Origin of the sequence: Caldovatus sediminis (genome assembly GCF_014644455.1) — a bacterium.
In the GTDB taxonomy this organism is placed as follows: domain Bacteria; phylum Pseudomonadota; class Alphaproteobacteria; order Acetobacterales; family Acetobacteraceae; genus Caldovatus; species Caldovatus sediminis.
This window is the reverse complement of the sequence record NZ_BMKS01000035.1, coordinates 1-3,706: the sequence shown is the minus strand read 5'-3', so window position 1 is coordinate 3,706 and position 3,706 is coordinate 1. Positions and strand designations below refer to the sequence as shown.

2 protein-coding genes are annotated in these 3,706 nt (G+C 70.5%); both read left to right on the top strand.

Annotated elements, in window-relative coordinates:
- The first annotated feature begins 198 nt into the window (after window positions 1–198).
- The gene (locus IEX99_RS22180) at window positions 199–1,434 is read left to right on the top strand and encodes an ABC transporter substrate-binding protein (protein WP_188904411.1); all 1,236 of its coding nucleotides are present in this window, start codon (window positions 199–201) and stop codon (window positions 1,432–1,434) included.
- Window positions 1,435–1,469: 35 nt separating this feature from the next.
- Window positions 1,470–3,455: an AMP-binding protein gene (locus tag IEX99_RS22175; RefSeq protein WP_188904409.1), complete on the top strand. Its 1,986-nt coding sequence runs from the start codon at window positions 1,470–1,472 to the stop codon at window positions 3,453–3,455.
- Window positions 3,456–3,706 lie beyond the last annotated feature (251 nt).

Sequence of the window (3,706 nt, the reverse complement as noted above, 5' to 3'; positions counted from 1 at the left end):
GAGGAGTCGCGGGAAGGCGTCCGCGCCTTCAACGAGAAGCGCAGGCCCGAATTCCGCAGGTACCAGAAGTAGGCGGCACCCGGGCCGGTTTCGCGATCGACGGGTGGCCCGTCCCTCCTGTCCGGGAACCCGCTTCTTGCGCCCGCACGAAACGGCAACGCCGTGCACAGGCATCACCACGATCAAGGAGGAAAACGGATGTCACTCACCCGTCGATCCATGCTCCGGGCCGGAACCGCGTTCGCCGCGGCGGCCACGGCCGGCGCACGCGGCGTCAGGGCGCAGGGCGCGAACACGATCAAGCTCGGCGTCCTGACCGACATGGCGGGTGCCTACCGCGACCTTTCCGGGCCCGGCTCGCTCGCGGCGACGCGGCAGGCCGCCCAGGAGTTCGCCGACCGGGGCTTCAGCGTCGAGATCGTCTTCGCCGACCACCAGAACCGGCCGGACGTCGCCTCCAACATCGCCCGCCAGTGGTTCGATTGGGAGGGCGTGGACGCCATCGTCGACGTTCCGGGCAGCTCGGCGGCGCTGGCCGTCTCGGGCATCACGCGCGAGAAGAACAAGGTGTTCCTCGCATCGGGGCCGGCGACCGCGGAACTCACCGGCTCGCAGTGCAGCCCGAACACGGTGCACTGGTCCTACGACACCTACATGCTGGCGAACTCGACCGGGGGCGCCATGGTCCGTGCCGGCGGCGACACCTGGTTCTTCATCACCGCGGACTACGCCTTCGGCCATTCGATGGAGACGGAAACGTCCCGCTTCGTCCAGGCCGCGGGCGGGCGCGTCCTCGGATCGGTCCGCTTTCCCTTCCCCGGCACCACCGACTTCTCCTCGTTCCTCGTGCGCGCGCAGTCCAGCCGGGCGAAGGTGATCGGGCTCGCCGCCGGCGGCAGCGACCTCATCAATGCGGTGAAGCAGGCGGCCGAGTTCGGCGTGACGCGGCGCGGCACGAAACTCGCGGCGCTCGTCATGTTCATCACCGAGGTTCATTCCCTCGGCCTCGAGGCCGCGCAGGGCCTCATGCTGACCGAGACCTTCTACTGGGACCTCAACGATCGCACCCGGGCGTTCACCAGCAGGGTCAGGAGCAATTTCGGCGTGCAGGCGCCGACGACGATCCACGCCGGCTGCTACGCCGCGACGCTGCACTACCTCAAGGCGGTCAAGGACATGGGCGTGGCGAGGGCCAAGGCCTCCGGCGCCGAGGCCGTGGCCCGCATGAAGGCGATGCCGACCGAGGACGACGCCTTCGGCGCCGGCACCATCCGACCGGACGGCCGCAAGCTGCATCCGGCGCACCTGTTCGAGGTCAAGGCGCCGCAGGAATCGCGCGGACCGTGGGACTACTACAAGCTCGTCCTGAGCACGCCGGGCGAGCAGGCCTTCAGGCCGCTGGCCGCGGGTGGCTGCGCGCTGGTCCGCAGCTGACCACCGCCACCGGGAACCAGGGAGGACGCAGGGACATGAACGGGTCTGACACCTCTTCGCCGCTGGAGCGCTTCCTGCGCCGCTATGGTGTCCCGGACTACGATCGCCTCGTGGAGCGTGCCGCCAGGGAGCCGGAGTGGTTCTGGGCGGCGGTGATGGAGTTCCACGGCCTCCGCTTCTTCAAGCCGTACCAGCGGCTGCTCGACGTCTCGAAGGGCAAGGAATGGGCCGAATGGTGCGTCGGCGGCACGACCAACCTGGCGTGGAACTGCCTCGACCGCACCATCGCCAATGGCCATGGCGCGAAGCCCGCCATCCTCTGGGAAGGCGAGGATGGCGACCGACGCGCGATGACCTACGCGGAACTGGCAGGGACCGTGGCGCGCGCGGCGGGCGGCCTCCGGTCGCTCGGCATCGGGCAGGGCGACGTGGTGGGGGTGTTCATGCCTGCCCTCCCCGAGGTGATCGCCGCATTCTTCGCCATCGTCAGCATCGGCGCGATCGCCCTGCCGATGTTCTCCGGCTTCGGGGCACAGGCGGTGGTCGAGCGCCTGTCGGATGCCGGCGCCGTCGCGGTCGTCACCGCCGACCGCACCTGGCGTCGCGGCAAGCCGGTGGAGATGGCGCAGGTGATCGCCTCGGCCGCCGGCCAGGTGCAGACGCTGCGGCATGTGGTGGTCGTCGCGCACGATCCCGATGGCGGCGGGCCGGAGACGAAGAACGCCGGCTGGATCGGGTGGCGTCACCTCCTTGCCCGCGGCCATGGCGCGCCGCCGGCTGAACTGCCGGCCGAGGCGCCGGCGATGCTCGTCTACACTTCCGGCACCAGCGGCAAGCCGAAGGGGACGGTGCATTCGCACTGCGGCTTCCTGACCAAGGTCGCGCTGGATTTCGGGCTGATCCTCGACCTCCGGCCCGACGACCGCGTGTTGTGGATGAGCGATTTCGGCTGGCTGATCGGGCCCATGCTGGCCGTCGCGGCGCCGCTGACGGGCGCGACGCTGCTGCTCGCCGAGGGAACCCCGGACTACCCGGAGCCGGGGCGCATCTGGCGGCTCGTCGAGGACCACCGGATCAGCTTCCTGGGCGTGGCGCCGACGCTGGTTCGCGCCCTCATGCAGCAACCGCCCGAGGTGGTGGAGGGCCGTGACCTTTCCTCGTTGCGCGTCACCGCCTCGACCGGGGAGCCCTGGACGCCCGAGGCCTGGAAATGGTTCCGCAGCAAGGTCTGCCGCAATCGCGCCCCGATCCTGAACTATTCCGGCGGGACCGAGATCGGCGGCGGCATCCTGGCGGGCAACGTCCTCCGGCCGGACGTCAAGCCCTGCGGCTTCGCAGGACCCATTCCCGGGATGGGCGCCGTTGTCGTGGACGAGGAGGGGAACCCGCTGCCGCGCGGCCGCGTCGGCGAACTCGCGCTGAACATGCCCTCGATCGGGCTGACGCGCGGCCTGTGGCGGGATCCCGCGCGCTACATCGAGAGCTACTGGTCGAAGATTCCCGGCCTCTGGGTCCAGGGCGACCTCGCCTCCGTGGACGAGGACGGCGACTGGTTCATCCACGGCCGCTCGGACGATACGCTCAAGATCTCCGGCAAGAGGGTCGGGCCGGCCGAGATCGAGGCATTGCTGCTTGCCACCGGGAAGGTTGCCGAGGTCGCCGCGATCGGCGTGCCCGACCCGGTGAAGGGTTCAGCGGTCGTGTGTGTCTGCGTGCCGGCGCGTGGCGTCGTCGCCACGCCGGAGGTGGTGCAGGCGTTGACGGAAGCCGTTGTCGGCGGGCTGGGGTCGTCCTTCCGACCCAAGAGCATCGTCTTCGTCGAGGACCTGCCAAAGACGCGCAGCATGAAGATCATGCGCCGCGTCGTGCGGGCCGTGTGGGTCGGCGACGCGGTCGGCGACCTCTCGGGGCTGGTGAATCCCGAGGCGGTCGAGCGGCTGGCCGCCCATGTCGCCGGCAGGGCAGGACCTGCGGCGGCGGCGATGCATGCCCCCGATCCCGGCACGGAGGGCCCTCAATGACGACGACTCCAGCGGCTGGCCGGGTGCGCGTTGCCGCCGGGTGCCCCATCGGCGGCGCCGTGCCGAGCGGGATTGCCGGTGCCCGCATGTCCAACGTCGGCAAGGCCGCAAACGCCGCGACGTTGCTCCCGCCACCGGGGGAAAGGCCATGACCGTCGTCTCTCAGCCCGCCACCAGGCCGCAGTTCGCCTGGGACGACCCGCTGCTGCTCGACGCCCAGCTCGGCGAGGACGAGCGGATGATCCGCGACT

What these genes read in the sequence shown, in the direction of transcription:
- IEX99_RS22180 (WP_188904411.1), top strand. Translation starts at nt 199, where the DNA reads ATGTCACTCACCCGTCGATCCATGCTCCGGGCCGGAACCGCGTTCGCC.
- IEX99_RS22175 (WP_188904409.1), top strand. Translation starts at nt 1,470, where the DNA reads ATGAACGGGTCTGACACCTCTTCGCCGCTGGAGCGCTTCCTGCGCCGC.